Origin of the sequence: Methylocystis sp. Sn-Cys (assembly GCF_016745395.1) — a bacterium.
GTDB lineage: Bacteria > Pseudomonadota > Alphaproteobacteria > Rhizobiales > Beijerinckiaceae > Methylocystis > Methylocystis iwaonis.
Window position 1 is genome coordinate 206881 of the sequence record NZ_JAERVJ010000002.1, and the last position, 26708, is coordinate 233588.

The 26708-nt window shown below is 64.1% G+C and carries 29 protein-coding genes; 8 read left to right on the plus strand and 21 right to left on the minus strand.

Translation table 11 applies throughout. From position 1 onward, the window contains the following. Positions 1–6 precede the first annotated feature (6 nt). From JJT62_RS05750 to JJT62_RS05810, 13 genes are all read right to left on the minus strand, one after another. Entirely contained in the window at positions 7–678 is a 672-nt protein-coding gene (locus tag JJT62_RS05750) for a cold-shock protein (protein WP_202071754.1), read from the minus strand. A gap of 256 nt (positions 679–934) precedes the next feature. Then, positions 935–1246, minus strand: a complete 312-nt coding sequence (locus JJT62_RS05755) for a hypothetical protein (RefSeq protein WP_202071755.1) — start codon at positions 1244–1246, stop codon at positions 935–937. A gap of 27 nt (positions 1247–1273) precedes the next feature. After that, entirely contained in the window at positions 1274–2227 is a 954-nt protein-coding gene (locus JJT62_RS05760) for an alpha/beta fold hydrolase (protein ID WP_202071756.1), read from the minus strand. 50 nt (positions 2228–2277) lie between these two features. Continuing rightward, entirely contained in the window at positions 2278–3072 is a 795-nt protein-coding gene (locus JJT62_RS05765) for an MBL fold metallo-hydrolase (protein WP_202071757.1), read from the minus strand. Next, on the minus strand, positions 3069–3860 hold the full coding sequence (locus tag JJT62_RS05770; RefSeq protein ID WP_202072025.1) for a TatD family hydrolase: 792 nt from the start codon (positions 3858–3860) through the stop codon (positions 3069–3071). Before JJT62_RS05770 ends, JJT62_RS05765 begins: the two co-directional genes overlap by 4 nt. Positions 3861–4290: 430 nt before the next feature. After that, positions 4291–4575: a type II toxin-antitoxin system RelE/ParE family toxin gene (locus tag JJT62_RS05775; RefSeq protein WP_255537169.1), complete on the minus strand. Its 285-nt coding sequence runs from the start codon at positions 4573–4575 to the stop codon at positions 4291–4293. Continuing rightward, positions 4572–4799, minus strand: coding sequence for a hypothetical protein (locus JJT62_RS05780; protein ID WP_202071759.1), 228 nt, complete (start codon positions 4797–4799; stop codon positions 4572–4574). The genes JJT62_RS05775 and JJT62_RS05780 overlap by 4 nt, the downstream gene beginning before the upstream one ends. A 56-nt stretch (positions 4800–4855) precedes the next feature. Further along, entirely contained in the window at positions 4856–5344 is a 489-nt protein-coding gene (locus JJT62_RS05785) for a hypothetical protein (RefSeq protein ID WP_202071760.1), read from the minus strand. Further along, positions 5341–6147: a class I SAM-dependent methyltransferase gene (locus JJT62_RS05790; RefSeq protein WP_202071761.1), complete on the minus strand. Its 807-nt coding sequence runs from the start codon at positions 6145–6147 to the stop codon at positions 5341–5343. The genes JJT62_RS05785 and JJT62_RS05790 overlap by 4 nt, the downstream gene beginning before the upstream one ends. Before the next feature lie 36 nt (positions 6148–6183). Beyond that, a complete protein-coding gene (locus tag JJT62_RS05795) occupies positions 6184–6612 on the minus strand; it encodes a type II toxin-antitoxin system VapC family toxin (RefSeq protein WP_370568487.1) in 429 nt (142 codons plus the stop codon). Next, entirely contained in the window at positions 6609–6851 is a 243-nt protein-coding gene (locus JJT62_RS05800; protein WP_202071762.1) for a type II toxin-antitoxin system VapB family antitoxin, read from the minus strand. Before JJT62_RS05800 ends, JJT62_RS05795 begins: the two co-directional genes overlap by 4 nt. Before the next feature lie 41 nt (positions 6852–6892). Continuing rightward, complete coding sequence (gene metG / locus JJT62_RS05805; protein ID WP_202071763.1) at positions 6893–8449, minus strand: methionine--tRNA ligase; 1557 nt, start codon at positions 8447–8449, stop codon at positions 6893–6895. A gap of 51 nt (positions 8450–8500) precedes the next feature. Continuing rightward, complete coding sequence (locus tag JJT62_RS05810; protein WP_202071764.1) at positions 8501–8947, minus strand: hypothetical protein; 447 nt, start codon at positions 8945–8947, stop codon at positions 8501–8503. Between the two features lie 123 nt (positions 8948–9070). Here JJT62_RS05810 and JJT62_RS05815 point away from each other — a divergent pair, with 123 nt between their 5' ends. Next, positions 9071–9310 carry a hypothetical protein gene (locus JJT62_RS05815; protein WP_202071765.1) on the plus strand — a complete coding sequence of 80 codons (240 nt, stop codon included), beginning with the start codon at positions 9071–9073 and terminating at the stop codon, positions 9308–9310. A 23-nt stretch (positions 9311–9333) separates the two neighbouring features. Here JJT62_RS05815 and JJT62_RS05820 read toward each other — a convergent pair whose 3' ends face one another. Further along, positions 9334–10536, minus strand: a complete 1203-nt coding sequence (locus JJT62_RS05820; protein ID WP_202071766.1) for an MFS transporter — start codon at positions 10534–10536, stop codon at positions 9334–9336. A 201-nt stretch (positions 10537–10737) separates the two neighbouring features. Between JJT62_RS05820 and JJT62_RS05825 the strand changes: the two genes are divergently transcribed. The 4 genes from JJT62_RS05825 to JJT62_RS05840 all read left to right on the plus strand — a co-directional run bounded on the left by JJT62_RS05825 (position 10738) and on the right by JJT62_RS05840 (position 15372). Next, positions 10738–11826, plus strand: a complete 1089-nt coding sequence (locus tag JJT62_RS05825; protein WP_202071767.1) for a linear amide C-N hydrolase — start codon at positions 10738–10740, stop codon at positions 11824–11826. Between the two features lie 1017 nt (positions 11827–12843). Continuing rightward, positions 12844–13770, plus strand: coding sequence for a hydroxymethylbilane synthase (hemC, locus tag JJT62_RS05830; protein ID WP_202071768.1), 927 nt, complete (start codon positions 12844–12846; stop codon positions 13768–13770). Next, entirely contained in the window at positions 13767–14471 is a 705-nt protein-coding gene (locus JJT62_RS05835) for a uroporphyrinogen-III synthase (protein WP_202071769.1), read from the plus strand. The genes hemC and JJT62_RS05835 overlap by 4 nt, the downstream gene beginning before the upstream one ends. Before the next feature lie 118 nt (positions 14472–14589). Further along, positions 14590–15372 carry a tetratricopeptide repeat protein gene (locus tag JJT62_RS05840; RefSeq protein WP_202071770.1) on the plus strand — a complete coding sequence of 261 codons (783 nt, stop codon included), beginning with the start codon at positions 14590–14592 and terminating at the stop codon, positions 15370–15372. A gap of 548 nt (positions 15373–15920) precedes the next feature. Here the strand turns inward: JJT62_RS05840 and cysG are convergent. The 4 genes from cysG to JJT62_RS05860 all read right to left on the minus strand — a co-directional run bounded on the left by cysG (position 15921) and on the right by JJT62_RS05860 (position 21751). Further along, the gene (cysG, locus tag JJT62_RS05845; RefSeq protein WP_202071771.1) at positions 15921–17330 is read right to left on the minus strand and encodes a siroheme synthase CysG; all 1410 of its coding nucleotides are present in this window, start codon (positions 17328–17330) and stop codon (positions 15921–15923) included. Between the two features lie 483 nt (positions 17331–17813). Further along, a complete protein-coding gene (locus JJT62_RS05850) occupies positions 17814–20201 on the minus strand; it encodes a TonB-dependent receptor (protein WP_370568488.1) in 2388 nt (795 codons plus the stop codon). A 279-nt stretch (positions 20202–20480) separates the two neighbouring features. Beyond that, on the minus strand, positions 20481–20876 hold the full coding sequence (locus JJT62_RS05855; protein ID WP_202071773.1) for a cytochrome c-554: 396 nt from the start codon (positions 20874–20876) through the stop codon (positions 20481–20483). A gap of 245 nt (positions 20877–21121) precedes the next feature. Further along, positions 21122–21751, minus strand: a complete 630-nt coding sequence (locus tag JJT62_RS05860) for an alpha-ketoglutarate-dependent dioxygenase AlkB (protein ID WP_202071774.1) — start codon at positions 21749–21751, stop codon at positions 21122–21124. Positions 21752–22193: 442 nt separating this feature from the next. On the opposite strand from JJT62_RS05860, the gene JJT62_RS05865 reads away from it, so the two are divergent. Both JJT62_RS05865 and JJT62_RS05870 read left to right on the plus strand, forming a co-directional pair. Continuing rightward, positions 22194–22886, plus strand: coding sequence for a hypothetical protein (locus tag JJT62_RS05865; RefSeq protein ID WP_202071775.1), 693 nt, complete (start codon positions 22194–22196; stop codon positions 22884–22886). A gap of 48 nt (positions 22887–22934) precedes the next feature. Beyond that, the gene (locus tag JJT62_RS05870) at positions 22935–23264 is read left to right on the plus strand and encodes a hypothetical protein (RefSeq protein WP_202071776.1); all 330 of its coding nucleotides are present in this window, start codon (positions 22935–22937) and stop codon (positions 23262–23264) included. Between the two features lie 415 nt (positions 23265–23679). On the opposite strand, the gene JJT62_RS05875 is transcribed toward JJT62_RS05870, so the two are convergent. From JJT62_RS05875 to mog, 3 genes are all read right to left on the minus strand, one after another. Beyond that, positions 23680–24309 carry a 2,3-bisphosphoglycerate-dependent phosphoglycerate mutase gene (locus JJT62_RS05875; protein WP_202071777.1) on the minus strand — a complete coding sequence of 210 codons (630 nt, stop codon included), beginning with the start codon at positions 24307–24309 and terminating at the stop codon, positions 23680–23682. A 16-nt stretch (positions 24310–24325) separates the two neighbouring features. Beyond that, positions 24326–25141, minus strand: coding sequence for a 4-hydroxy-tetrahydrodipicolinate reductase (dapB, locus tag JJT62_RS05880; protein ID WP_202071778.1), 816 nt, complete (start codon positions 25139–25141; stop codon positions 24326–24328). 149 nt (positions 25142–25290) lie between these two features. Then, entirely contained in the window at positions 25291–25833 is a 543-nt protein-coding gene (gene mog / locus JJT62_RS05885; RefSeq protein WP_202071779.1) for a molybdopterin adenylyltransferase, read from the minus strand. 345 nt (positions 25834–26178) lie between these two features. Between mog and JJT62_RS19510 the strand changes: the two genes are divergently transcribed. Further along, positions 26179–26679 carry a septal ring lytic transglycosylase RlpA family protein gene (locus tag JJT62_RS19510; protein ID WP_370568489.1) on the plus strand — a complete coding sequence of 167 codons (501 nt, stop codon included), beginning with the start codon at positions 26179–26181 and terminating at the stop codon, positions 26677–26679. Positions 26680–26708: the final 29 nt, after the last annotated feature.

Here is a 26708-nt window from a genome sequence, read left to right on the forward strand (position 1 = left end):
GGGACGTTAGTCCAGAGCAATGGAGAGGGCTTCACGACCCTTCGCGGTGTCGACGACCTGCATGGTCACCGGCTGGCCTTCGAGCAGGCGGTTCACGCCCGAGGGACCGAGGATCGAGATATGGACGAAGACGTCCTTGCCGCCGTCGTTCGACTGGACGAAGCCGAAACCCTTGGTCTCGTCGAACCACTTGACCTTGCCGGAGACCGGCACGGCGCTCGACGGATCAGGCGCCTGGCGACGGGGAGGACGGGGGCTGTCGAAGCCGCCGCCGCCGCTGCGCGGGGGCGGAGGAGCGCGCTCGGCGGCGCCGGCGAGGTCGACGTCGAGAATGCGGGAGACCTGCTGGCCCTTGACCGAGCTGGTCACCACGACCTGCAGCTTCGCGCCGGGCGGAAGCGTCTCATAGCCAGCCGCCTGGACCGCGCCGATGTGGAGGAACGCGTCGCCCGTGCCATTGGCCAGCTCGACAAAGCCGAAGCCCTTGTCCGACTTGAACCATTTCACGACGGCGTCGACGGACGGCTCGTTCATCATCGGGGGCGCCGCATCCGGGAATCCGCCGCCGCCGAAGGGCGACCTCGGAGCGCGACTGGGCCGCGGCGCGTCATAGCCAAACGGACCATCGTCGTCGAACCCACGCTTACGGGGTCCCCGGAAATCTCTACCTTTGCTCATGTCTACCTGCTCGTCTCCGCCAAAAAAGGCAAGACTCTTATGCCAAACGCGTGCGCCCAAGCAGAACCGTTCGGACGCGCAAAATGCGTCCGCTCGGAAAGGATGGGATGTTGCCAGTTGAATGCCATATAGTCCCGCGCAACAGGGCTTTTAGCAGATTTCAGGCCGTTCTGGCCAGAGATTTTCGTGGCCCCATCGAAAAAACCAAAGAACTGCCGCGCTCGGGCTGGGGCAATAGGCCGTTTTTTCAGAGGTTTCATTCGCGCGCGCCATGGCCGCGGAAGCCGCCACGTTTCTGAACCTTCGCCGCTACGGACGCGGAGCAGCGCTCGGCGGTTCGCGGGCAAGCAGCAAATTGCCCGAAAATCGAACCGGCTGATTCTTCGAGGGCGAGTCGGACTGGAAGGGCGTGGCGTTCAGGACTGACCGCAGCATCGATTCGCATAATCGATATTATGGAACCAAAACCGACGATCGGGCGGGCCCAGTCTTGGAACGACAAAGCCGACAAGAACGCGTCTCGAAAGTAACATGCCGCCGCGCCATGGGCGCCGATTTCTGGAAACATGGCAAATTCGCCCCAAATTCAGAGCTGTCACGCCGCTAGAAATCGCTCTAGCTGCGCGCGGAAAAACTCCGGCGCCTCTTCGGCGACAAAGTGCCCGCTATCTTCGGCGATCACGGCCGTCAATTGAGCCGCGTGCGGACGCAGCGCATCCGCGAGCTTTTCGCCGACGCCATAGCGGCCGGTGATCGCAAGGACCGGCGCCTCCAGCTTCCGATTTTCAAAAGATGCGACCAGCGCTGCATCGTCACGAAGAGCGCGATAATAGGAAAACCCGGCCGTCATGCCGCCCGCGGACGCGTAATGGCGCGCGAACTCGGAAATTGCGGCTTCCGAGACGGCATCCTTCTTGTGCGACCAGGCGCGAATTTGGGCGGCGATATACTCTCGCTCCCGCCCGTGCGTCAGCATCTCTGGAATCTCGGGAGCCATATGGAAGCCATAGTGCCAGGCTCCGCCCCGCCTAGCGTCCATGTTTTCCGTCCCCGGAACCAGGCAATCGACAAGGACGAGCTTTTCGACCTTTCCGGGGTGCAGATGGGCAAGCACGAAGGCTGCTTTGCCGCCCATATCATGCCCAACCACATGCGCGCGGCCGCCGGCGACATGGTCGATCAACGCGGCGACGTCGGCGGCGATTGTCTGCTTGTCGTAGCCGGCCGGCGTTTTCTCCGACAGCCCGAGACCTCTGAGGTCGAGCGCGACGCAATTGAACCGGGCGGAAAGCCGCTCCATGGTTCCGCGCCAGGCGAACCACGTCTGCGGCCAGCCATGGAGCAGGATCACGGTAGGACCCGAACCGACGCTCACATAATGCAGCTTGACGCCGTTGAGCTGCGCGAAGTGGCTTGTCCCGCCGCGCGGCAGCATCGTCGCCGTCGGATCGTCTGTGGCGCCGGTCTGGGCGGCGGCGGCGGCGAGCGCTGATCCGAACAAAATGGCGTGGGAGCTTCCGACGAGGAATGCGCGGCGTTCGGCTTTCATGGCTAAATCCTTCTTTGAAAATTAGACGAATAAGCTTGAAAAATAACGAGCTATACCTCGATCTGCAGCCCGTCATAGGCCGCCTCGACATTCGCCGGCAGCACGGCCGTCAGCGCATCATAATCGAGATCGACATGGAGGTCGGTCAGCACGGCGCGCTTCGGGCGAAAACGATCGATATAGGCCAGCGCCTGTTCGACTGAGAGATGGGTGCCATGACGCTGCCAGCGCAGCGCGTCGATGATCCAAAGATCGAGGCCTTCGAGGAAGCGCGCGCTCTCCGGCGGGATGGCGTTCAGGTCGGGCGTGTAGGCAAGATTGCCGAAGCGGAAGCCCAGCGCGTCCATGTCGCCGTGATCGAGCCGGAATGGCGTCGCTTCGATCGGCCCGCCGGGCCCCTCGATTGTCACGGACCGGCCCGGATGCAGCCGATGCTCCGTCATCAGCGGCGGATACAGGCTTCCGGGCGGCGTGGTGAAGATATAGCCGAACTTCTCGCTGACATCGCGGGACGTGCGCTCGTCCATATAGGCCGGAATGCGCCTGCCGTTCAGAATGACGAGGCCGCGCACGTCGTCGATCCCGTGTGTGTGGTCGGCGTGCGGATGCGTATAGAGCACCGCGTCGAGCCGCCTGACCTCCGCGTCGATGAGCTGCTCGCGCAAATCGGGGCCCGTATCGACGAGGAGCTGGGTTTTCGCCGCATCGTCGCCGCGGGCGACCAGGATCGAGCAGCGGCGGCGCCGGTTCTTGGGATTGTCCGGGTTGCATTTGCCCCAGCCCTGCCCGACGCGTGGCACGCCGCCCGATGAGGAGCAGCCCAGGATCGTGACCGTGAGCGTCAAGCGGCGGCCTCGAGCGGCGGCATTTTGGAAAAAAGCCGAAGCGCATTTTCCGTCGTCACGCGGGCAAGCTCTTCTTCCGAAACGCCCTTGATTTCCGCGAGCAGCCGCGCCGTGTCGACGACAAAGGCCGGCTCGTTGCGCTTGCCCCGATGCGGCACGGGCGCAAGGAAGGGCGCATCGGTCTCGACCAGCATCCGCTCCAGCGGCACGACCTTCACCGTCTCGCGCAGCTCCGCCGAATTCTTGAAGGTCACGACGCCGGAAAATGAGATGTAAAGGCCGAGATCAACCGCCGTTTCCGCCAGCGCGCGGCTCGAGGTGAAGCAATGGAGGAGGGCGGTGAAAGCCCCCTTCCCCATTTCCTCTCGCAGAATTGCGGCGCAGTCGGCGTCGGCGTCGCGCGTATGGATGACGAGCGGCAGGCCGGTCTCGCGCGCGGCGGCAACATGGGTGCGAAAGACCCGTTGCGAGAGCTCGCGCGGCGCTTGATCATGGAAATAGTCGAGCCCCGCCTCGCCGAGCCCGACGCATTTTGGATGCTGTGCGAGCGCCACAATCTCTTCGACCGTCGGCTCGGCTTCTTCGTGGGCGTGAAGCGGATGGGTGCCGACCGTGCAGAAGACTTCCGGATAGGCCTCGGCGATCGCTTTCACGCGGTCGAAGCGCGACAGATGCGTGGAAATAGTGATCATCCGGCCGACGCCCCGCGCCTTGGCGCGCGCGACGACCTCCGCCTGCTCCGGCGCGAAATCTGGAAAATCGAGATGGCAATGGGTGTCGATGAGCATGTGACGTTCAGTTTCCTGCATAGGCGGCGCGCCAGGCGCCCCGCGCGCATAGCATATTATTGGCCGACCAGTCGCCTGCTACCGACTGGCCGCTCATCGTGCCGCGAATGACGGCGATGACGCTGAAAACCTTTAGGTCGGCGCGACACGCTCGCCATGCACAATCGCGACCAATTGCTTCCGCTCGACGGGGCAAACGAAGCTCGATGTCGTCGCGTCGATGATCCACCGGCCGTCGAAAGGCGTCGACGGCGGCGTGGCGGCGTGGCGGCGAGAGCGGATCCGGCCAGCCTCCGGGCCAATGAGGACGAGGGAGCCCCAGAGGCGCTTAGGAACATAATCATACCGCTTTGTTTCGCGCCGCTGTGGTGCGGCTCTTCCCCAAGAGATAGGACGAGTTTTCGACAAACCCGCATCGGCGCGGAGGCCTTCACGAGGCCGGCCACGGCGCACGTGCGGAATGGCGGATATGCACGACCTCAATAGCGTCCGTCCGAAACCGATAGAAAATTTTGTAGGGGCAGTCGGGCAGTATCTTTACGTAAAGCTCTGGGTGATCCGTGCGCAGCCCGCCCCTGGGATTTTCCGACAGGAACGACAAGCCAGCTTCGATTGCGGCAGCGACACGCGCCGCTCCCTGCGGGGACTTTTCCGCCACAAAGGACAGAATTTCGAGCATGTCGGTTCTAGCACGCCGCGTAACGCGGATTTTCATCGCTTGAACCGTCGCCAGAGTGCGGCCATCTCCTCTTCGGTCGCGAAGTCCCCGCGATCGGCTTGCGCCAATCCTTCCGCAACGGCGCGCTCCTCATCCGGAGTCAGGGCGTAGAAGCCCGCCCGCGCCGCCGCAATTTCGCGCGCCGCGTCGGCGAGCGCTTGCTGATCTTCCTCCGGCCAGCTCTCGATCGCGGGGAGCATTTTTTTCAGGGTCGAAATCATCCCTCAAGAATATCACAAAGAGCTGCCGCCGCGAGCGCCGACTCTGCCGGGCCCATTCAGCGGCAGTTGCCCGTTCCATAGCCCTTCCCGCCACGCAGCGAGCCTGCGACATGCGCGACGATTGGATCGAAAGCAGCCTTCTCGGCGGCCGGATAGTCGAGATAGACGCTGTTCCATACCGTCCCGCCGCAGGAGAGCAGCGACTTTCGGTAAAAAATCCGATCGCCCTTGCGGCCAGAAGCGACGATCCAGTCCCTGCCCTGGCGCTTGTAGTCGACGGTTTCCCCTGCGCCTGGCTTGGTCATGATCTCGACCTCCTGAAAGCGCGGCAGGACTGCATAGCTGCCAGACACCGTGACGCTGGCGCGTCCGTCGGGAGAGGTGAATACACGCCCGTCGTCATTCTCCGGCGCCTCACCCATGCGCCAACCGACCGGAATGTCGGCGGCCGCGCCAAAACGGTCGTTGCGATATGTCCGCCAATCGCCAGCTTGGGCGGCCGTAAACGTGAAGATCAAAAAAGCGAGCGCCCCTAGGAATCTCATAAGCGCGACGCCTCGAATAGAATGGCTTGCATGGGCATTCTCGCCGGCGCGCCGAATTCCTGCCCGAGCCTCTCCGCCAAGGCCGCGGCGATCGCCTCGGGCGCGACCTCGCCCCGCGCGCGGATCTGGTTGAGGAGCGGGTGGCCGAATACCAGGCCCGTGGCGAAAGCCTCGACATCCGCGATCTCATGCACGCGCGGCAGGACGGAGATGACGATATTGGTGAAGCCCGCCGCGATGAGCGCCTCCTTGGTCGGATCGATCTCCGGGCACGAGAAAGGCGACACGAATTTGGGAGGATCGCCGGGAAAGAAGCGCTCGACCATTTCCTGGCCGAGGCGCGAGAACGGGTTGTAGCGCGGCGCGTCCCAGACGCTTGTCAGATAGCGGCCATGGGGCCTCAGCACGCGCGCCGCTTCACGATGGGCGGCGTCCTTGTCGGGGAAGAACATCAGGCCGAACTGGCAGATGACGGCGTCGAAGGCTCCGTCCGCGAAGGGCAGGACGAGCGCGTCCGCCACGTCGAGACTTACTTGTTCGTCGGGCCTAAACTTCTCCCGCGCGATCTCGAGCATGGGCGCGTTGAGGTCGGTCGCGGTGAGCCGGGCGTCCGCTGGCAACGCGTCGCGCAGCTTGCGGGTGACGATGCCCGTGCCGGCGGCGATCTCCAGCGCGTTTCGCGGTCCCCAAATCGCCGCCCGCCGCGCGGTCTCCTCGGCATAGGCCTCGAAGATCACGGGGCCCAGGCCGCGGTCGTAATGGCGGGGAATGTCGCCGATGAAGCGGGCGGGGTCGGAGGACAAGATCGCTGTTCCTTCGGCGTTTTGAGTGCAGATCGATCAGCCGCCCAAATCGGTCTTGGTGAAGTCGTCCCCTTTGTACAAGAGGGTCGCCCCCAGCGCCTTAGCACAAGAATACGCGAAACAATCGCCGAAATTGAGGTCCGCAGGATGGCCGACGGCCTTTCCATATGTCGCGGCTGCGAGGATCGCGCCCTGGCCGATTTCTGGAGATATGGATATCTCTCTGATGTCGTTCGCCCTGATGAACTCTCGCACCGAGGCGGTCGCTAGTCTGAGATCCTCTGCAGCCGAGCGGCGTGCGGGTGCTCCGATCCGAGCCCGGGCCAAGCCGAGAACTGACTCGAACGTCGAAATCGGCGAAATATTAAGCTGGCCACGAGCCTCTTCGATCGCCGTGATCAGGCGCTCTGAATCCGGCTCGCGGTTCAAAATCGCGATGACAGCCGAGGCGTCGAGGAAAATCACTCGCCCCACATCCGGTCCATAAACGCCTTGGCGTCGAAGTCCGGGTTGGGTGCGCCGATCTTATCCGCGAGAGCAAAAGCCTCGGCGTTTCGTTCTGCAAAGGACTGACGTGCGTTCACGCGCTCGAGTTCATGCAAAAGTGCGGCCCGCACGGCTTCCGCTTTCGTGCTTGCTCCAACAGCCGCCTGTAGCTTCTCCGCGAGCGCATCGACGTCTTTATCTTTGATGTAAAGCGCCATGAACGTCATCCTCTCAGATCAATATAGCAAAAACGGGATATTCAGGACAGTTCCTCCTCCACAAACCTCGGAAACACCGGCGCCGGCGGCGGCAACGAGGCGCCTTCCTGCAGGGCGTTCCCCTCCCCGGCATGCGCGAAATCGCGCTCGTCCGGGCCAACGCCCAAGGAATCGAGGAACTTCCCCGCCGCCTCGGGAATAAAGGCCTGCAGCGGGATCACCAGCCGGCGCAACGTCTCCGCCGTCACATAGAGGATCGTCTCCATGCGCGCCGGGTCGGTCTTCTTCTTGGCCCAGGGCTCCTCGCCGGCAAAATAGCGATTGGCCTCCGCCACCACGCGGAAAATCTCGGCGAGCGCATGATGCGGCTGATAGGCGTCCATCGCCGCCCGCGCCTTCTCCAGAGCGCCCGCGGCCTGGGCGAGAATGTCCCTGTCCGCGTCGGTGAAGGCGCCCTTCTTCGGCACGGCGCCATCGCAGTTCTTGGCGATCATGGAGAGCGAGCGCTGCGCCAGATTGCCGAGATCATTGGCGAGATCGGCGTTGATGCGGATGACGATCGCTTCATGCGAATAATTGCCGTCATTGCCGAAGGGCACTTCGCGCAGGAAGAAATAACGTAGCTGGTCGACGCCATAGCGATCGATCAGCTCCTGCGGGCCGACGACATTGCCGAGCGATTTCGACATCTTCTCGCCGCGCGAGAACAGAAAGCCGTGCACCACGATCTGCTTGGGCAGCGGCGCCTCGGCCGACATCAGAAAGGCCGGCCAATAGATGGCGTGGAAGCGCGTGATGTCCTTGCCGATGACATGGGCGTCGGCGGGCCAGTAACGCGCCTTCTCGCCGCCGGTCAGCCAGCCGGTCGCCGTGATGTAATTGGTCAGCGCGTCGACCCACACATACATCACATGGTTCGCCGTCGTCTGCGGGCGCGGCGGAATCTTGATGCCCCAGTCGAAGGTCGTGCGCGAGACGGAGAGGTCCGAGAGCCCCCGCTTCACGAAGGCGACGATCTCGTTCTTGTAATGCTCGGGCGTGATGAACTCGGGGTGGGCCTCATAGTAAGCCAGCAGCTTCTCGGCATAGGCCGAGAGCTTGAAGAACCAACTTTCCTCTTCCACCCATTCGACCGGCGTGCCGGTCGGCGCGTATTTCTTGCCTTCGCGCTCGGTGAGCTCGCTCTCGTCGTAATAGGCTTCGTCGCGGACGGAATACCAGCCGGAATATTTCGAGAGATAAATATCCCCCCTGGCCTCCATGCGCCGCCAGATGTCGAGCACCGCCTCCTTGTGGCGCTCCTGCGTCGTCCGCACGATGTCGTCGGCGCGGGCGTTCAGCGCTTCTCCCATGCGGGCGAATTGCGCGGCAATGCCGTCCACGAACTGCTGGGGCGTCACCCCCTCCTTCTCGGCGGTGCGCTGCACCTTCTGGCCGTGCTCGTCCATGCCCGTGACGAAGAGCACGTCATAGCCGTCGAGCCGCTTGAAACGCGCAAAGGCGTCCGTGGCGATGCGCTCATAGGCGTGGCCGATGTGGGGCGCACCATTCGCATAGGGAATGGCGGTGGAGATCATATAGGTGGGGCGCTCAGACATGGCGCCCGAGATAGCGCGCTTTTGAGACGCGGGGAAGTCGGAGCCTGCGCGTCAGCCAAGCGAGCATGAGGCCCTGCCCCGGACAGTGACCGTCTTGCTCTCGGCGCCCTTACCCGGCAGGAAGCTGACCTTCAGCGCGTAGGCGCCCCGATATTGATTGGGATCGCTCGTCATTTTCGTCTCGACGATAAGCTCGAAACTGGCGAAGCGCTCGCCGTCGCGTTCCTTATAGGCATGGAGCTTCAGCTCTTTGCCGTGAACCCAGCTATGCGGCAGGTTGTCGCCAACAAGGCTGATTTTGCGGAAGTCGTCGGGAACGCCGTCAAGGAGAACGTCGAATTCGCCGTGAATCTGCAGGAGGCCCGGAAGCGAGCCCATCAGGGCGCCGATCGCGCCTTTGAGCCGCTTGTCCTCGATCGCGCAGTCGAGATTGGCCGTGGCGCGGGCGGGCGCGGCGGCAAGGATGGCGAACAAAATCGCGAGAGGCAAAATACGCATGTTCATCTCCCGGAAATAAAGCCGCGATTAAAGCCTGACCGACGCGGGCGGGAGGGCGAATCGCAGACTCCCATTTCTGCCCCTGAAGCGCTATGTTTTAGCGCACTGTGCGGGAGCATCGGTATGAGCGTAACCAGGGCGCCGAAGGATATTGCGCGCAGGCTCAGCGAGAAGGGCCGCGCCAGGAGCGACGGCTGGCGGCGCGAGACCTTCACCTTGCCGCGCCTCGACGCCCGCGCCAAGGCGCGTGAGTGGTTCGACCGCTACCCCAAAGCCGCCTATATGACCGAGATCGAGTTCTGGCGCGAGCTCGAGGATGGCCGCATCGAATTCGTCATGCGGCGTCTGCCGAGCGCGGACTGAACTATTTGCTAGCTTGGTTGCGCCTATAAACCTTCCTTTCGCCAGCTTCCCCACAGCGCCAGCGCCAACGCTGCGATCAAGGCGCTCCACCCCCAGGCATAAGTTCCGGACGCATCGCGCAAGGCGCCGAAGGCCGGCGGCGCGAGCACGACGCAGATCTGGTTGATGGCCATGGCGAGGCCGATCATGAAGCCGATCGCGCCCTTGGGCGCGGCTTCGCTGACCAGCGCGATCCAGGGCCCGTACCAGCCAAAGCCGAAGAAGCCCAGCCAGATCGCAAGCAAGGCGACCGCCCATAGAGGCGCGCCGGGGGCAAACAAATAGGCGGCAAGGCCCAGCATGATCGCGCCCATGCTGACGGCGAGCGGGAAGAAACGGCCGCGCGCGCTTCTGTCGCTCCAGAGGGCGAGAATGATGCGCGCAAACGCCCCGGCGAACTGCGCGGCGAACAACAGTTTCACGCCCGTTTCGACGGGAATGTCGAAGCGGTCGCGAAGATCGAGCGGCAAATAGACGGTCACGCAGAATTGCACGCAGACGAGCGCCGCTCCGGGCAGAGCGATGCGCGGCAGGCGTGGCGCGATCTCGTCGATGCGCTCTCGCCAAAGGTTCTCGCCCCGCTTGCGCGCCGGCAAAGGGTCCGGCGGCGGGCGGTACAGAAAGGCGAAAAGCAGCCCGCTCGTCAGCGCGGCGCCGGCGCCGAGTTCAAAAGCGGCGCGCCACCCCTGCTGCGCGGCAACGACCGGCAGGATCAGGGCCGCGAGCGCCGCGCCCAGCGGCAGGCCCGCCTGACGAATCCCCATCGCGAGGCCGCGCGTATCGGACGCAAACCACGCCGCCACCACCTTGCCGCCGCCCGGTTGCACGGTGCAATAGCCGATGCTCGCAACGACGAGCCAGGAGAGGATGTCGAGATAGCTCTCGGCTTGCGCGGCTGCGAAGAGCGCCGCCGCGACCATCGCCGCGCCGAGCCCGACGATCAGCCTTTCGCTGAAGCGATCCAGCAGCAGGCCGGCGACCGGGAGCCCCACGATGGGCGTCGTCTGCGCGGCCGACATGGTGAGCCCGACCTGCGCCGCATCGAGGCCGAACGCCGCCTGCAGCGCCGGCCCCAGAGCGCCGAGCCCCTGCACCAAAAAGCAGCCGCCGGTCTGGGCGAGGGTCGCCAGCGCCAGCACGAACCAGCGATAGGAAGACGGGCGTTTCGGGATCGCGGCTGTTGGCAAAGCTGTCTCTTGGTCGACGTCGAGGCGCTAGCTTTATCGCACCGCCGAAGCCTGGGGATAGAAAATCCGCGGCAAGGCGTCGCGCTCGAAACGGCGGCATTTGCGGGCCCTGCGCAACGGCTTGTTCATTCGACGCGCCCAAAGTGCGACGTGAGCCATTTTCCGGACTGCCATTTTCGCCGACGAAAGAGCAGGCAAGCCATGCAAAGACGCGCATTTCTGACCGGGCTCCTTTCCCTGCCTTTTGCGCTGACAACGGAGGAATTGCGGGCCTGCTCGCTGGCCTTCGTCAATGACCGTAAGCTGGCGAAGATTGTCGTTCGCTCGATGGATCTTCCGGTCGCCCTGCCGGAGCGGCCAAAATTCGTCGTCTTCCCACGCGGTCAGGCCCGCACGTCGCAGGCGAGCGTGCTTCCCGGCGTGAAGGGTAAGATCGAAGGCGTCGGGCCGGACACGACGCGCTGGACGTCCAAATATGGCTGCGCCGCAATCGTCTCCTTCGAAGGCGCCGCCTCGGACGGCCTCAATGAAATGGGCCTTGCGGCCCATATGCTGGTGCTGGACGAAAGCCGTCTCGAAGCCCCGGACAAGCGCCCGGTTCTGCCCGATACGCATTGGGCGCAATATGTTCTCGACAATTTCGCGACGGTGAACGAGGTCGTCGACGCGCATAAGGAAGGCAAGTTCCGCGTCGCCGCCGCATGGGCGAGCGACCTCGGCCTGACGCAGCACCTGCCCACGCATCTTGCCGTGCAAGACCCCTCGGGCGACTCGGCGATCATCGAATATATCGACGGAAAGCTCGTCGTTCATCACGGCCCCGAATATCGCGTGATGACCAATGATCCGCCCTATGACCAGATGATCGAGCGCGTGAAGCAATATGCGCCTTTTGGGGGAGCCAAGCCGCTGCCGGGCGACGAGACGCCGGAGGATCGTTTCGTCCGGCTCGCCGCTTATTCGAAATATCTGCCCGATCCGAAGACCTACCGGGAGGCGGTCGCCGGCGCGCTGTCGCTGCTGCGCATCGCGCAAGTTCCTTTCCGCGATCCCGCCCGCGCGCCGGACAAGAGCTTCTGGGGCGCCTGTCAAACAAATTGGGTCACGGCCGCCGACGTCACCAACAAGGTTTATTTCGTCAGCAGCGCAACGGCGCCGAGCCTGTTTTGGCTGGATTTCAAGAGCGCCAATTTCAAGCCGGGCGCGCCGGTGCTTTCTCTCGATTTGCACGATCCGGCGATCGGCGGCGACGCACGGCGCTTCCTGCGGCGGTGGAAAGCGGCTGCGTGAAGGGCTTTTGGCGCCGCTCGGCTAAGGATGTGTAATTGGGCGATATTCTCATCACTGAAACGACCCCCACCCTTGATCCCTCCCCGCAAGGGGGAGGGAGGCGGCTCGCGCCCGAATTTGTCAGCGTTGCTTGCTGGTGATCCCTAGCGGCGCCGCTTCTCTCCCTCCCCCCACGGAGTGGCGGGGAGGGATCAAGGGTGGGGGGCGATTCAGCTTCCCAGACGCCTCCGCAGAACTGCCCAGCGCCAAATTCCCCGCCGCCGTTTCCGACGCGAGCGATACAGGAAGCCGGGACGCCCCGGCCCCGTTCGGCCGGTAGCGTGAAAGAATAAGCGCATCGGAACCAGAGCGTCCCGGCTGCGGTCTTTATTCGCGCGCACCTTTCCGGGCCGAAGTAGCGCCATCTCGTGGCGGTTCCTCCGTCCGGCGCAGCCGCCAGACGGCGCCTGCTTCTTTCCCGGGAGGTTTGAACCTCCCGAGCGCGTCGCAAGGGCCTCGACATGCGCCGCCTCCGGCCCGCCGGCGCTTTCCCTTTCGGTACTCGGGCCGCGTGTCGCGGGCGCGAAAACTATGCCCAGCCTTTGCGTGGATTTCTCCACGCAATCTCCCCACGAAGGAGAGACCCGGCGGGCGGCGCCGGAGTCCCGCACGGAACGAGGGTCGCGTCCCGCGCTTAACCGACCCCGCCGACGCCGCCGACCCTGACGACGCCCCTGCAAGTTGGCGAGGCGGTGGAAGGATAAGGGAGGTTTGGAGGGTGGGGATAAATTAGGGGGCGAATTTCTCGATGAAGGCCGCGCTCTGCTCCTCTCCCCGCAAGCGGGGAGAGGAGCAGGCGGGCGGTCCAGCCCTGATAGAACGGTGACAGAGCGGCCCGGAAAGAAGGGTGACAGTTTGAAGGCGGGGACAACTAAAGAATGACGCGATAGGGGGGACCGCAGAAGCCCAGAGGCGCCGCGGCTTGCCCTTCCCTCCCCGGCCCTTATAGTCCGCGCAACTCTCACGCTGGGAAACCTCATGACGATCAAGAGCCTTCGCATCGGCACGCGCGGCAGCCCGCTGGCGCTCGCGCAGACCCATATGGTTCGCGCCCTCCTCGCCGAGGCGCATGGCGTGAGCGAGGCGCATTTCCCCGTTGAGATCATCAAGACGACCGGCGACCAGATTCAGGACCGGTCTCTCGCCGATTCCGGCGGCAAGGGGCTCTTCACCAAGGAGCTCGATCTCGCGCTGATCGGCGGCGCCATCGACCTCGCCGTCCACAGCTCGAAGGACCTCCCCACGCATCTGCCGGCGGAGATCGTCATCGCCGGCTATCTGCCGCGCGAGGATGTGAGGGACGCCTGGATCGGCCGCGACGGCATGACGATCGACGCCCTGCCCCCGGGCGCTGTTGTCGGCACCGCCTCGCTGCGCCGCGCCGCGCAGGTGAAGCGCCGCCGTCCCGATCTGCAGACCACATTGTTGCGCGGCAATGTCCATACGCGGCTCGGCAAGGTGGAGAGCGGCGAAATCGACGCCACGCTTCTGGCGCTCGCCGGGTTGAAGCGGCTCGGCCTCGCCGATCGCGCGACGGCGCTGTTGCCGCTCGCGGATTTTCCGCCCGCCGTCGGACAAGGCGCGATCGGCCTGACGGCGCGCGCCGGCGACGCCGAGACGCGCGCGGCGCTCGCCCCGCTGCTCGACGCGGCGACGGCCCTCGCGCTCGCCGCCGAGCGCGCCTTCCTTTCCGCGCTCGACGGCTCCTGCCGCACCCCGATCGCCGGCCATGCGACGGTCTCGGGGGACGAGCTCTCCTTCTATGGCGAGGTGTTGAAAGCGGATGGCAGCCAAGTGTGGATCACGCGCCGCAAGGGCCGCGCGATCGACGCGGCGATGATCGGCGCCGACGCGGGCAATGAGATCGTGCTGAAGCTGCCGCATGGCGTCGCGGGGCTGATGTGAGGCGCGCCCTTGTTTTACGTGCAACGGAAGACGCTTTACGTACCGCGGAAAAACTAAATTCATTAGGGTTTACGTCAGTCGTATCACCCGTGCTGGAGGTCGGCGCGACCGGGGCGCGCGTTCCGCCGGGCGCTTACGACGCCGTGCTGGCGTCGAGCGCCAAGGGGATCGACTGCGCTGGAACGGATGCGGAACCTTATAAGGCCCTGCCTCTGCACGCCGTCGGCGCCAAGACCGCTAAGACCGCATTAGAGCGCGGCTGGCGCCCGGACATCGTTGCCGGAAAGGCCGAGGCCATCCTGCCGCTGTTGCTTGCCCGCTACCCTGCCCCGGCCCATTTCCTATACCTCGCCGGGCGGGATCGGCAGCCGGCGCTGGAGGCCGGCCTGCGCTGCGCCGGCCATGCCGTCACAGCCGTCGACGTCTATGAGGCGCGGGCGGCCGAGGCCCTCTCCGACGAAGCGCGCGCGGCGCTGGCGGCCGGGGAGATCGACATCATCCTCCACTACTCTCGACGCAGCGCGGAGATATTTTTGCGGCTCGCCTCGGCTGCAGGGTTGGCGGCTCAGCTCCGGCGGATGGCTCATGTCGCGCTGTCGCAGGACGTCGCTGCGCCGCTCGAAGCGGCCGGGCTCTCGGTCTCCTGCGCGGAAGCGCCTGACGAAGCGCATTTGCTGAAGGCTGCGGCCGCGATTTCGTGACGGCTCGGGGCTGGAGCGTTCCGGCCGGGCAATGCTCGCCTTTCGCGTCCGCCTGTGCTAACCCCTGCGTCTCCCCTTCGGGGACAAGAAAAATCGGAAACGCAAGGGTCGCGCGAGCATGTCGGATATTTTCCACGAGGTCGACGAAGACGTCCGCCGGGACAAAGCCGCCGAATTTTGGCGCCGCTATCAGACGCCGATTTTCGTCGGAGCTTTTCTGATCGTCGCCGCGACCGGCGCCTGGAGCTATTATCAGGATAAGCGCCTCAAGGCCGCCGAGGAGGCCAACGCCCGCTATGTCGCCGCCGTGGCGCTGGCCGACGAGGGCAAGAACGCCGAGGCCGCCGCCGCTTTCGACGCCATCGCCAAGGACGGTCCCAAGGGCTACGCCGCCCTCGCCCGCATCCGCGCCGCTGAAGCGCGTCCCGACAAGGCTCAGGCGCTCAGCGAGTTGAGCGCGATCGGCGAAGACCCCAACGTCGACAAGCTGACGCAGGAAATCGCCATGTTGCGCGCGGCGCTGATCGTGCTCGAAGGCGACGACCGCGAGAAGCTCGAGCGCACGCTCGGCCCGCTGATGCTCTCGACCGGCGCCTTCCGCTTCTCCGCTCAGGAATGGAACGGCCTCGACGCGCTGTTCAATGACGACTACGACGAGGCCGAGCGCGTCTTCGAGCAGGTGCTCAACGACCGCGACGCCCCGCAATCCATGCGCCAGCGCGCCTCCGCCTATAAGGGCCTGCTGCACGCCAAGCGCGGCCCCAAGCCCGCGCCTGCGGCGGCGACCTCCGGCGGCGCGACGAGCGGCGGCAAGATCGACGTCGTTCCGGTGATCGAGCCGGAGTCCGGCGGCGCCATGCCGGCGGGAAGCGCTCCGATCGAGACGGCGCCGGGGAAGTAAAGGCGGCGCGGCTTCTTGAGGAAGCCGCGTGATAGCGCCCCCGAGTTGTTGAACACCCCCCGCATTGAGGATTGTCATTCCCGGCGGGCTGAAGCCCGACCGGGAATCCAGAGCCGCAAATACGCTGGTTTTGCTCTGGATTCCCGATCGCTCGCTGTGAGAGCGTCGGGAATGACATCGAACCGCTCAAGCGGATCCTCTTACTACCCCGCCCGCTGCTTCTGACAGACGGGCGTCTTAAAAGACGCCCGATGGCTGGGCCACCCTTCTCCACCTGCACACACTTTTGGTCACCGGCCTTGTCGTCATGGCCGGGCTTGTCCCGGCCATCCACGCCGGGCCAATGACAGCTTAAGCAGGGCATGATCGACATGTTTGCGGAACGCGGAACATCGCAAGCCCTGTGCGACCTTCGTCCATGGCAATTACGCGTCCAGGCAGGCTGTGCCCCTCGGCGTGGATAGCCGGGACAAGCCCGGCCATGACGGGCTGCGGGTGTTCGAACATATGTTCTATTTTACAAATGTTCGAACATTCCCTCGCCCGCCTTACTTCTCCACCAGCGCCCAGCCGATCAGAACCATCACCGGGCCGACGATCGCTTCACGCGCAACCTTCTCGGGAAGATCGCTGATTGTCCCTTTGATGATGCGCTCGTCAGGGGTCGAGGCGCGTTCGATGAGGAAGGCGGGGGTGTCATGCGCCATGCCCTCCTCCAGCAACCGGCGCGACAGTTCGGGCAAAGTGCGGTTGCCCATATAGACGGCCGTCGTCGCGCGGCGATCGGCGAGCGCGCCCCAGTCGAAGTCCTCGGGGAATTCGCCGTCCTTCGTATGGGCGGTGATGAATTGCACGCGCCGCACGGTCTCGCGGCTTGTCAGCGACGCGCCGAGCGCGGCGGCTCCGGCAAAGGCGGCCGTCACGCCGGGCACGATTTCGATCTCGAAGCCAGCCGCGCGCAGCGCCGCGATCTCCTCATTGGCGCGGCCGAAGATCAGCGGATCGCCGCCCTTGAGGCGCACGACATTCTTGCCGGCGCGCGCAAGTTCGACGAGGAGCGCGGTGATCTCCTCTTGTCGCACGGAAGGCTTGTAGCCGCGCTTTCCGACATTGATGCGCGTCGCCTCGCGGCGGGCAAAATCGAGAATGCCGGCGGGCACGAGATCGTCGAAGAGGACGACATCGGCGCCGGCCAGCGCACGCATGCCCTTGAGGGTGATGAGCTCCGGATCGCCCGGCCCCGCGCCGACGAGCGTCACGCGCCCATGCGCCGCCGCGTCGCCGGCTTCCCGCGCCTGCGTCAGTAGCGCGTCGCAATCCTGCGTTGTTGGCTGGCGCTCGACGTCGCGGAAGGCCAGCCGCGTGAAACGACGCCAGAAATCGCGTCGCGCCAGAAAGTCGAGGCCGGAGGAAAGGATTTGAGGCCGCCATTCCTGCGCGGCCTGGGCCCAGGCGGAAAAGCTCGACGGCACGAGGGCCTCGATGCGGCCGCGCATGGCTTGGGCGAAAACCGGCGAAGCGCCGCCGGTCGAGACGCCGATAACGAGCGGCGAGCGATTGACGATGGCGCCCATGATGAAGTCGCTCATCGCTGGCCGGTCCGCCAGATTGAGCGGCACATGGGCGGCGTCTGCGGCCTTGCGGGCGGCGTCGGCCTCCGCATCGTCGAAGGTTGACCCCAGCGCGAGCGCCGCGCCCTCGAAATCCCCCGGCCCGGCCGCGCGCTCGTGAAGCGTGACGTTTTCCCGGCCGGCGACAATCTCCCGCAGCTTATCGGAGGGGTCGGCGGCGTAGACATCGACCCGCGCGCCGGATGCGGCGGCGAGATCGACCTTCCAGGCCGCGCCCTCCCCGCCCCCGATGACGACGACGCGCTTGCCGGCGAGCGGATAAAACACGGGCAGAGCTTCGAGAGGCTGCATGAGGTCGGAGGAGATTTCGTCGGGTTTGCGCGTCACGTCGGGCCTGTTCCGGGCGAGGAGAATCCGGCAGGCGAGCGTCGGTTAGAACGCCGCCTGCTCGGCCCGATGACGCATAGCCGATCCGCCCGTGCTGAGAAAGCGCTGCCGGGGCGGGCGGCCCGATAGTGGGAAAGCTATGCGCGAAGTCTTTCCTTGCGGGCCAGGGTTATCCCGCCGCGTGTCATTCCCGACGCTCGCGAAGCGAGTGATACCGTTTCCGTTTGAACAGCTCGGATTGCCATTTGAATCCAGAGCCACAAGAGCGCTCGTTTTGCCCAGCGCCCGTCATTGCGAGCGAAGCGAAGCAATCCAGGGCGGCGATGCGGCTCTGGATTGCTTCGCTTCGCTCGCAATGACGGCGGTGATTGCCTTGTGTATCCAAACGGCGAGAGCGTCGGAGACGGGCGCCGGACCGATTGAGCGGATCCCGCATGATCGGGAATCCGGAGCAACCAGCGCCAGCCGCTCAAACGTCGCCGGTCAGAACTTAGCGTTCACCGTCACGAAGGCCGACCGCGGCGCGCCGGGCATGATGTTGTTGTTGTTATGCGCCGAGGCGTAGTAGTTCGCGCCGAGAATGTTCTCGACGTTCACCTGCGCGGAAATCTGCTCGCTGAGCTTCCAATAGACGGCCCCGTCCCAGCGGGCGTAACCGGGGATGACGACCGCATTGTCCAGCGCCGCGTAGAATTTGGAGTTGTAGATCACGCCCGTGCCGACGCCGAGCACGTCCGGCGCCAGGCCGATGAGCGATGAGACGTCATATTTGTTCCAGAAGGTGAAAGTGTTCTGCGGCACGGACGGCACGACCTTGCCCTTTTCGGTAAAGAGCGGCCCAGTGCCCGCGAGCGGCACGCGGTCGGAGCTCGTGATATAGGCGTGCTGATTGCCGTAGCCGAGCGACACCTGCCATTCCTTGGTCACCTGCCCAACGAGGCCGAGCTCCCCGCCGACCGTGCGGGTATTGGTGAGCACATTATAAAATGCGTTGATCGCGACGGGCTGGTTGCTGCGATTGAGGTTGTAGATGGCGCCGGTGAAGAGCAAGGTCGGCGCGATTTCAGCCTTGAACCCCGCCTCCACATTCTCGAATCCCTGCGGCTGCAAATTCTGCTGCGAGATCGACAGCGTGTTGAACTGATCGCCCGCCGCCGGCAGGAATGTGCGCGAATAGGCGCCGTAGAGCGAGAGCTGCTCGAAGGGCTTGAACACGAGGCCGAAACGCGGCGACCATTTGCCCACGTTGTTGGTGATCGTCTGGCCCCAATAATTGTCGATGGTCGGGGTCGGAGTCGGAAGCGTGTTGACGAATCTGAGCCTGTAGCTGTCGAAGCGCACGCCCGCGAGGATGTCGACGTATTTCGTGACGCTGATCTGATCCTGCACATAGCCCGCAGCAAGATCGAGATCGGTGTGGCGGCGGAAGCTCGGATTATTGAAGACGACCGGCAGGAAGGTCGTGGGAGAGCCGAAGAAAGTGTTGATGTTCGCCGAGCCGGTGAAGGGGTTCAGCCAGCGGGCGTTGTTACGGTTGGTGTCGGACTTCTGATTGCCGAACTCCATGCCGGCAAGCAGCGTGTGCTTGATCTGCGGCGTCATTTGCAGCGTATAGGTCAGGTCCGTCTGGTTGAAGATATTCTGGCGCGGCGTCTCGTTGTTGTAACCGGAGAGCTGCACGCAGGGCGGCAGCGCGCCCGCGCAGCCGGAGAAGGCGACGGCGTTGTTGGCGAAAGTGTTCTGATAGAACTTGGCGTAATTGGCGAAGACGGTCTGGTTCTTGATGTTGACGCCGAAGTCGGTCGTATGATCGATCATCAGAACCGCGCGATCGACGTCGGTCTTGGCGTAGTTGACCGTCGGATTGCCGAAGAATGTCGAGCGGTCGGTCGGCGACGGATAGCCGGGGTAAAGATCGGCGGCCCCGAGACGCTGCGCCGCCAGGATCGTCGGATTGGCGTTCCAGTTCACCGATGGTATGCCGCGATCCATCGTGCGGTAGTCGAAGTAATGCTCATAGCTGAGCGTGACGAAGGTCTTCTCGAAAGGCTTCCAGGTGAAAGTCGGATTGATTCCCCACCGCTTCATATTGAAATAGTCGCGGTAGCTGTAAGACTGCTCGAAGAGCCCGTTGACGCGCACGGCGAGCTGATCGTTGATCGCCTGCCCGACATCGAAGGTCACGCGCTTGCGGCCGAAACTGCCCGTCGAGATCTGCACGGCCCGCAGCGTTTCGCCATCCGCCTTTTTCGTCACGCGATTGACGACGCCGCCGCCGCCGCCGCGGCCGAAGACGAGCGCGCTCGGGCCTTTCAGCACCTCGACCGCCTGCATGTTGTAGAGATCGCGGTAATATTCCGCGTCGTCGCGCACCCCGTCCGTATAGAAGTCCGCGGTTGTGGGCTGGCCGCGAATGGTGATCTGATCGCGCTGCCCCTCGCCCTGCGCCACCGTCACGCCCGGCACATAGGCGAGCGCCTGGCCGAGAGTCAGGCTGTTGCGGTCTTCGAGCTGCTGCTTGGTGAGGATGGTGATCGACTGCGGAATGTCGAGGATCGGCGTGTTGGTCTTGGTGGCGGTCGAGGTGCCGTGCGCGACATAGCCGACAACGCCGCTCGGGCCGCCGCCGAGCGTTTGGCCTTGCGGAATGAAAGGCGTGGGCGCAGGCGTCGCAGCCGTCACGACCGGGGAGACATGAACCGGCGCGCGCTGCGCCGGCGTGCGGACGACGGTCTTCTGCGCATGCCCGACATCGATTTTCGGCAGCGCATGCTGTGCAAGAGCGGGAATGGGAGCGGCAAGAACGGCGGCGATGGCGCAGAGGCTGACGCGAGGATGAGTGTAGGGTTTTTGAGGCGCAGTGGGCGTCACCAGGAAAGTCTCCAAGCAGAAGTGGGGGACCGATTGCCGCTAGACTCGATCTCATGTTTCTACTCGAGTATTGCTGCGTTAAGTCTTTGGTTGCAATGGTTTGAGAACAACCTTGGAAATCTTTCAAGTTTGTCGCTCTTCTTGGCGGAGTTCCGCCAGAACGCTCGTTGGAAATGCGACATTCTGGACAACTATTAAATTTCTTGACTGTGATAATTTTGAAACGAAAAAGCGGCCCTGAATGAGGGCCGCTTTGAACTTAGGACGTGGGCGCTCGAATTACTTGCTGCCGTCCGCCTTGAACTGGGAGACATAGGCCCAGACATTGTCCTGATCGCCTTCCGAGGCGAGGCCCTGGAAGATCATCTTGGTGCCGGGCACCTTGGCCTTCGGGTTCTTGATGAACTCCTTGAAGGAGGCCTCGTCCCAGGTGATGCCCGAGCCCTTCATCGGCTCGGAATAGTTGTAGCCCTCGACCGAGCCGGCCTTGCGGCCGCTGAGGCCATTGAGCTCCGGAGCCACGGCGTTCTTGGCGCCCGGGCCGACCTGATGGCAGGCCTTGCACTTGGCGAAGACCTTTTCGCCCGCGGCGGCGTCGCCAGCGGCGAAGGCCTGGCCGGCGGAAGCGGCAAAAGCGACGCTCGCAGCGAACGTCAGCAGGGAAATCGTCTTCATCCTTGATCCTTTCCTCATCCTCGGCGTTCGCAGTCGCGTTCGCCAACATTCTTTAAAACGCGCGTGCCAATGGGTTCGGCGCTCGCGGCCGCTCTTTGAGACGCGGCGAAACTACAACGAAGGGGCGCTCTGACACAATACCGCCACTTGAGCAGTCTCGAGTTCGCACCTTGGCGCAGATGAGGTGAACCGGAGCTGAACCCCGTTTCGATTTCGCAAAAGCCTCAGCTTTTGTGGAATGCGCGCTAAGTCACGCGTCGCAATGTCAGATTGACTCGCGCGCCCTGCCCGGCGAGCGGCGCCGGCAAGGGCGTGAGGATCGACGGCAAGATGCGGTCGACCCCATGAAAACATAGCCGCGCGGGCCCGGAGAGAATCAGCGCGTCGCCCGAGGAAAGCGTGAGGGCGGTCGTCTTGTCGGCGCGTTTGCGCCCGCCGAGGCGAAAGCGGCAATCGGCGCCGAGCGACAGAGAGAGGATCGGCGCCGCGACATCCGCTTCGTCGCGATCCTGATGCAAGCCCATCTTCGCATCCGCGGCGTAGACATTGACGAGGCAGGCTTCCGGCGCCTTCGGATAGCCGGTCAGCTCATCCCAAATGTCGAGCAGCATCTGCGGGATGGGCGCCCAAGGCGCGCCGGTTTCGGGATGGCGCGGCTCATAGCGATAGCCCCTGTCCTTGTCGCTCATCCAGCCGAGCGGCCCGCAATTGGTCATGCGCACCGACATGGGCAAGCCGGATTTCGGCATGCGCGAAATAAAGAGCGGCGCTGCCGAGATCGCATCGGCGATCTCTTGCGCCAAGCGCTCCTGCGCGGCGGCGTCGAGAAAGGCCGGATAGTGGAAAGCGCCGGGGGTGATTTGCTGTGCTTGCATCTCGCGTTACTCTTCATGGCCGGCTGGCGCTTTTTCTTGTAGACGGCCGCGCTGCGATATGGGTTCCGCTCGACCGGTCCGTTGTCATTCCCGACGCTCGCGAAGCGCGCGATCGGGAATCCAAAGCAGAACCTACGCACTTGTGGCTCTGGATTCCCGGTCGGGCTGTCGGCCCGCCGGGAATGATAAAATCCGATGCGCCGAACGAAATTGCCATCGCCTCGCGCGGCAGCTAGACTTTATCGACTAAACAAAGCGACCGTTTCAATTTTCGATCATTCCCGAGGTCCGCGTTATGATGGCTCGAAAGACTCTCGCCGGGCTTTTTTGTGCGCTCCTGACCGGATGCGGGACTTATGTTCCGGAGCTAGCGGACCCGCCAAGCAATCAAGCCGATGGCCAACTTCTCGTTCAAGCGATCGTGCGGAGCGTCAACTGCGAGATGCGAAACGCCGTCGCTTTCGTCATCGATCGAGACAAGGAACTTGCCGCGATAAATGGGCAACGAACCGCCGCCTGGTTCGAAAAATGGGGCGTGCAAGCCGCGCTCACTCTGACCATCGACGAAAAGACGTCCATAAATCCGACGGCGATCTGGACGCCCCCAAATCCGGCGACCGCCTTGTTTACGCTCGCCGGCGGCGTCTCGGCCTCCGCAGATGCGACGCGGATCGATACGCTCAATTTCTACCACACGGTCAAGGACCTCTATCGGCTCGGCCCCTGCCCGGCCGGCGACAATGCCGCCGCGCCAATGAAATCGCTGCTGATCCAGGGCGATTTGAAGCTGAGGCAGTGGCTGGTCAGTCACGTGCTGGCCGCTGGCACGGGCGAGATAACGGCGCCCACCGGGATCGACACGCCGCTGAAGCAGGACGCCTTGTCGCATGAGGTGAGGTTCCTTGTGGCGACGAGCGGCAATATCAATCCGGCCTGGACATTCGTTCACGTCAACGTCAACCCAGCCGGGCCGCTGCTCTCGACGAGCCGGGATCGCACTCACGACCTGCTTTTGACTTTTGGCCCGGTCGATCCGTCGAGCAAGCGATTGGCCAGCGTCGCCGCCGGCACGTTCCAGGCGTCGCAAATCGGCGTCTATATGAGGAGCGCGCCCATTACGCGCTTCGGGTTCTAAATACAATCGACGCTCTCGTTTTGAATATGCATCAGAAGGAAAGTCGTTATGGCGAGGACCACCAAACCGACGAAAAAAACGGGCGCACTCAAAAAACGGACGCCCGCGAAGAAGACACGAAAAACCGCCACGAAGAAGAGCGCGACGAAAGCGCGGGCTCTCGCCAACGCCCTCGTGGCGCATGCTTCCAAGCCGCTGACCTCCTTCAAGCGGCCGTCGACATGGTATTTCCCCTCGCCGAATGCCAACACTGTCATCGCCTGTGATTGGAACGCCGCCGAGAATCGATACAACCTTAACTGCCGTGAAATTCCGATCACCGACGTGCCGCGCCATGTGGCCGAGGCCATCGTCATCGAGGGGCATAGCTTCGGATAATGCTTGCTCGAGCAAACCGCCGCGACGCGGCGGCGCTCATGCCCCCCGTCATACTATTTCCGATTGAACTGCTCGCATGGGGCCTTGTCATTCCCGGCGGGCTGAAAGCCCGACCGGGAATCCAGAGCCGCAAAAGCGCTGATGCAGCTCTGGATTCCCGATCGCTCGCTGCGCGAGCGTCGGGAATGACACGAGATTCGCTTGATTGGTTCGGCGCCATTCCCGACGCTCGCGCAGTTTAGACACAGAGGAAATCACCGCCGTCATTGCGAGGAGGCGGAGCCGACGAAGCAATCCAGGGCCACATCGCAGCCCTGGATTGCTTCGCTTCGCTCGCAATGACGGGCGCTGGGCAAAACCAGCGCTTCAGCGGATCTCGTATCAGCCTGACGTTTTATTGCCGGATTCGCGGCAACTATCGGTGCTCCAGCACCGTCTTCGACGCCACGGTCGAATCCGCGTTGAGCTTGTAGACGATCGGCACGCCGGTCGCGAGCTCCAGCGTCGTCACGCTTTCGGGCGTCATCTGCTCCAGCACCATGCAGAGCGCGCGCAGCGAATTGCCATGCGCCGCGACCAGAACGCGTTCGCCGCGCATCACCGGCGGCAAAATACGCTGGACGTAAAAGGGCACGACGCGCGCGACCGTATCTTTGAGGCTCTCGCCGCCGGGCGGGGGCACGTCATAGGAACGCCGCCACAGGCGCACCTGCTCCTCGCCCCATTTCTCGCGCGCCTCGTCCTTGTTGAGCCCGGAGAGATCGCCGTAATGGCGCTCGTTCAGCGCGCGATCTTTGACCGTCGGCACATTGGACTGACCCAGCTCCTCGAAGATGAGCTGCAGCGTATGTTGCGCGCGCAGCAGCGCCGAGGTGAAGCCGGCGCTGAACAGCAGATCGAGTTTCCTCAATTCACGCCCGGCGCGACGCGCCTCCTCGACGCCGAGCGGCGTGAGGTCCGGATTTTTCCAGCCGGTGAACAGATTTTTGGCGTTCCATTCGCTCTGACCGTGCCGGACGAGGACAAGCGTGCGGTTCATGCTCATGTCGGTCTCGCAAATCTCACGCGCCGGAAAGGCCCAGCACATCAGCCATGGAATAGAGCCCGGGCGCTTTTTCCCGCGTCCAGAGCGCCGCCGCGATGGCGCCGCGCGCGAAAATGCCGCGATCCTCGGCGCGGTGGGAGAGCTCGATGCGCTCGCCCATGCCCGCGAAGATCACCGTATGCTCGCCGACGACCGAGCCGCCGCGTAGCGCGGCGAAGCCGATGTCGCCGGCCTTGCGCGGCCCGGTGAGCCCGTCGCGGCCGCGCGCGCTATGCTCGGCGAGATCGATCCCCCTGCCCTTTGCGACGGCCTCGCCCAGCAGCAGCGCCGTGCCCGAGGGGGCGTCCACCTTCATCTTGTGATGCATCTCGACGATCTCGGCGTCCCAGCCGGGCCCCAGCGCCTTGGCCGCCTTCTCGACGAGGACCGCCAGCAGATTGACGCCGAGGCTCATATTGCCGGAGCGCACGACAACCGTCTCGCGGGCGGCTTCGGCGATCGTCGCGAGTTCTTCCGGGGCAAGGCCGGTCGTGCCGATGACATGGGCGACGCGCTTTTTGGCGCAAACCTTGGCGACAGCCACAGTCGCCGCGGGCGCTGAGAAGTCGATGACCGCATCGGCCTGCGAAAGCGCCGACTCTATGTCGCTCGTCACCGGCACGCCGTTGGGCGCCTGCCCGAAGGCGGCGCCGCTGTCGGCGCCGATTGCGGGCGACCCTTCGCGCTCCACAGCCGCGACGAGCCGCACGCCCAGCGTGTCGGGGATGGCCCGCGTCAGCATACAGCCCATACGGCCCGCCGGGCCCACCACGACCAGACGCAAATCGCTCATCTCTTCAAGCCCTCGCCTGCGGCATGCATCAAGACGCGCGAACCGGCGACTCGGGCCTTCTACGCGTATCTCCCTATACAGACCGGAGGGCCTCAAGAGAAGCCTTCCCATTGTCGCGGCGCCAAAGCGCTTACTGCCCGTACGGGTAGTTACTTCTTCGGCCGGAAGGCTTTCACCCGCGCCGGGTCCGTCTCGATATAGGCGGCGCCGATGAGGTCGAGGCAATAGGGCACGGCGGGCATAACCGCGTTCAGGCACAGCTCTATGGCGGCTGGTTTTCCGGGCAGGTTGATGACCAGGCATTTGCCGCGATGCGCCGCAAGCTGGCGCGAGAGAATGGCGGTCGGCGTCTGCGCGAGCGAGACCTGCCGCATCAGCTCGCCGAAACCCGGCAGCTCGCGCGGACAGGCGGCGAGCGTCGCCTCCGGCGTCAGATCGCGCGGGCTCGGACCCGTGCCGCCGGTCGTTACCACGAGGTCGCAGCCGACAGCGTCGGCGAGATCGATCAGCGTATCCCGCACGCTCTCGAACCCATCCGGGATCACCCGGCGCTCGATGCGGAAGGGCGTCGTCAGGACGGAGGTGAGATAGGCCTCGATCGCCGGCCCGCTCTCGTCCTTGTAGACGCCGGCGCTGGCCCGGTCGGAGGCGGTGACGACGCCGATAACGGCGGGGCGTTTGTTGTCGGTCATGCGTTGAGTTCTCCCCCGAGCCTTTTGGCGCCTCGCCGCCCATTTGTCAGCCTCTCTCGATGGCAAGACATATGCGAGACGATATGGCTGGCTGCCGCCGAATACGCCAACATGAGCATCGTTTTATCGATAATCTAAAGACAGGCGTCGCCGCATGTTCTTAAATGAGGCGATTATGCGCCATGAATAGGTAGAAGTGTATCAGGACATTTTCGCCACATTCCGCCTCTAGACACCGCATCCTCACTTCCAACCATGCCTGATCGAAATGAGATGGACGCATCTAATATGGATGCGCTCAAATCTTTATTTCGTGGAATGGCCTCACAAGGAGCTGAATACGGAATGAAGCGTGTTTCTGTTGTCGTAGCCGCGTTAGGTCTGATGAGTGTTCCCGCCGCCGCTCAGGATTTTGTTTCACAACTCTTCGGCGGTTCCGACGCTGCCCCGCAACAACAGCAGTCCATCCCATCGCGTCACCACGGCCGCCACGCCGCAAGCGACGACAACGTCTTCGGCTACGCCATGCCCGAGAACGCGCGCTCTTTCGTGGCCAACGCCTCCTATTATGGCGGCGGCCCGCGCAAATATGAGCCCAACAGCCACACGGCGAACGGCGAGCGCTTCAATCAATGGGGCCTGACCGCCGCCCATCGCACCCTTCCGCTTGGCACGCGGCTGCTCGTTTCGCATGGCGGCCGCTCGGTCGTCGTGCGGGTCAATGATCGCGGCCCGGCGGCCTGGACCGGCCGCAGCCTCGATCTCTCGCGCGGCGCCGCCTCGCGGATCGGCCTCATTTCTGCCGGCACGGGCGCCGTGCATGTGCAGGTGCTCGGCCGCAGCTAAGACGCATGAGCGGCGCCCGGCCTTGGAGG

Bases quoted from the DNA above. Each gene is read 5' to 3' on its own strand.
- JJT62_RS05750 (WP_202071754.1), bottom strand. From the start codon at position 678: ATGAGCAAAGGTAGAGATTTCCGGGGACCCCGTAAGCGTGGGTTCGAC.
- JJT62_RS05755 (WP_202071755.1), bottom strand. From the start codon at position 1,246: ATGTTTCCAGAAATCGGCGCCCATGGCGCGGCGGCATGTTACTTTCGA.
- JJT62_RS05760 (WP_202071756.1), bottom strand. From the start codon at position 2,227: ATGAAAGCCGAACGCCGCGCATTCCTCGTCGGAAGCTCCCACGCCATT.
- JJT62_RS05770 (WP_202072025.1), bottom strand. From the start codon at position 3,860: ATGCTCATCGACACCCATTGCCATCTCGATTTTCCAGATTTCGCGCCG.
- JJT62_RS05775 (WP_255537169.1), bottom strand. From the start codon at position 4,575: ATGAAAATCCGCGTTACGCGGCGTGCTAGAACCGACATGCTCGAAATT.
- JJT62_RS05780 (WP_202071759.1), bottom strand. From the start codon at position 4,799: ATGATTTCGACCCTGAAAAAAATGCTCCCCGCGATCGAGAGCTGGCCG.
- JJT62_RS05785 (WP_202071760.1), bottom strand. From the start codon at position 5,344: ATGAGATTCCTAGGGGCGCTCGCTTTTTTGATCTTCACGTTTACGGCC.
- JJT62_RS05800 (WP_202071762.1), bottom strand. From the start codon at position 6,851: ATGGCGCTTTACATCAAAGATAAAGACGTCGATGCGCTCGCGGAGAAG.
- metG (WP_202071763.1), bottom strand. From the start codon at position 8,449: ATGTCTGAGCGCCCCACCTATATGATCTCCACCGCCATTCCCTATGCG.
- JJT62_RS05810 (WP_202071764.1), bottom strand. From the start codon at position 8,947: ATGCGTATTTTGCCTCTCGCGATTTTGTTCGCCATCCTTGCCGCCGCG.
- JJT62_RS05815 (WP_202071765.1), top strand. From the start codon at position 9,071: ATGAGCGTAACCAGGGCGCCGAAGGATATTGCGCGCAGGCTCAGCGAG.
- JJT62_RS05825 (WP_202071767.1), top strand. From the start codon at position 10,738: ATGCAAAGACGCGCATTTCTGACCGGGCTCCTTTCCCTGCCTTTTGCG.
- hemC (WP_202071768.1), top strand. From the start codon at position 12,844: ATGACGATCAAGAGCCTTCGCATCGGCACGCGCGGCAGCCCGCTGGCG.
- JJT62_RS05840 (WP_202071770.1), top strand. From the start codon at position 14,590: ATGTCGGATATTTTCCACGAGGTCGACGAAGACGTCCGCCGGGACAAA.
- JJT62_RS05855 (WP_202071773.1), bottom strand. From the start codon at position 20,876: ATGAAGACGATTTCCCTGCTGACGTTCGCTGCGAGCGTCGCTTTTGCC.
- JJT62_RS05860 (WP_202071774.1), bottom strand. From the start codon at position 21,751: ATGCAAGCACAGCAAATCACCCCCGGCGCTTTCCACTATCCGGCCTTT.
- JJT62_RS05865 (WP_202071775.1), top strand. From the start codon at position 22,194: ATGCGAAACGCCGTCGCTTTCGTCATCGATCGAGACAAGGAACTTGCC.
- JJT62_RS05870 (WP_202071776.1), top strand. From the start codon at position 22,935: ATGGCGAGGACCACCAAACCGACGAAAAAAACGGGCGCACTCAAAAAA.
- JJT62_RS05875 (WP_202071777.1), bottom strand. From the start codon at position 24,309: ATGAGCATGAACCGCACGCTTGTCCTCGTCCGGCACGGTCAGAGCGAA.
- dapB (WP_202071778.1), bottom strand. From the start codon at position 25,141: ATGAGCGATTTGCGTCTGGTCGTGGTGGGCCCGGCGGGCCGTATGGGC.
- mog (WP_202071779.1), bottom strand. From the start codon at position 25,833: ATGACCGACAACAAACGCCCCGCCGTTATCGGCGTCGTCACCGCCTCC.
- JJT62_RS19510 (WP_370568489.1), top strand. From the start codon at position 26,179: ATGAAGCGTGTTTCTGTTGTCGTAGCCGCGTTAGGTCTGATGAGTGTT.